Origin of the sequence: Lewinella sp. (assembly GCF_050633125.1) — a bacterium.
Lineage (GTDB): Bacteria > Bacteroidota > Bacteroidia > Chitinophagales > Saprospiraceae > Lewinella.
The window spans coordinates 1-1,330 of record NZ_JBOEFX010000247.1; the positions used below are offsets into that span (position 1 = coordinate 1).

General features: G+C 49.2%; 1 pseudogene. It reads right to left on the reverse strand.

The features are described from left to right. Positions 1 to 1,330 (reverse strand): annotated as a pseudogene (locus ACRBG0_RS28690) (hypothetical protein); the annotation flags it as partial.

A 1,330-nucleotide genomic window follows, 5' to 3' on the forward strand; every position in this document is an offset into this window, starting at 1 on the left:
TCACCAACTTTGATCAGCTGGTTGTAGATAAACGAGTTTGCCGGATCACACCAGTCGATCAGGTTCCACTCACGACGTAGAGAGTAGGTGCCTTCACACACATTGATGCGGGGCTCATCTGAGTAAGAAGCACCCAGGTTACAGTAAACATCATTGAGGTCAACATAACCAGAAGCTGTCAGTATAAACGGATAGCCCGTTACGCTGGCTGATGGGTTATCATCAGGACCACCGATATCACCATCAGTTGGGAAGTCTTCATCACACTCAATCACTGCGGTGAAAGGAGGTACGATCAAATCAAACACCGATGGGCGATTGAAAGTAATCGTCTGTGTACATACATCGGTACGTGGTGCACCGATACAAGCTCCATCATAGCGATCAGCCACCGAGAAGGTACGCGTCAGTGTAATGGTTCCACAATCACCAGCAGCAGAGACATCATCGGACAAGGTCACTACCATTGGGCCACAGTTATCTGTCGCTAAAGGAACACCTCCAAGGGCTAGTTTGTCAAGGAAAGCATTTAGTGCTGCGGTGCTACCTCCGAAGAAGGCATCGCGTGTTGCATTGAAGTCCAGCACACCTGCTGCATTAACGATCCAGCTTTGAGGCGTCTCAAACTCGATCAGATCAACATCTTCACACAATAATGGAAGCGTTACTGCTACGGGAGCAGGATCGCTAAATGGTGCACTGAAGGTGCCGCCGTTGTCACTCACGATACCCACCACGTAATCACCGGTAGCTCCGAAGCTCGTGTTGGCCAATAAAAGCGTATACGTCTGGCCTGGTTCCAGTGGCATCTCTATGCGGTAGTCTTGGGCAAAGAAGGCATTGATACCAAAGAAAGGATCAATAAAGTAAGCGCCCTCTGAACCGCCCAATACATTCTCACAAGGATTGTCGGGATTGAATTCTCCCTGGTACAGGGAAATGATCAAGCCAGGAATATTTGACGCCGTCTGGATGTTGTACACATCGGTGGCAGGAAGATCAGGATCAACCGTGAAGGTCACCAAGTCGTAGTTGTAGGCAATACCAGGAGCAGGCTCGAAGAAGCTCTGGAAACAATAGTAGTCATCCAGTACCAGTTCGTTTTCCGTACCGTCGATGCTACCTTCCAGGGTTTGAAGGTCAAAATCAACCGTTACTTCGTCCGTATTATCAGGACACTCCACTACAGGGTCGGTCTTGTCTTCTGCGAACAGGTCACCCCAACAGGTGTAAACCACCTCACCGTCTTCGATCAACTCGATCATATAGGTGTGCTCACCACAGCCAAAGGCTTGATCAGTGTCTACCCCGTCGATCATCAAGTTGTAGC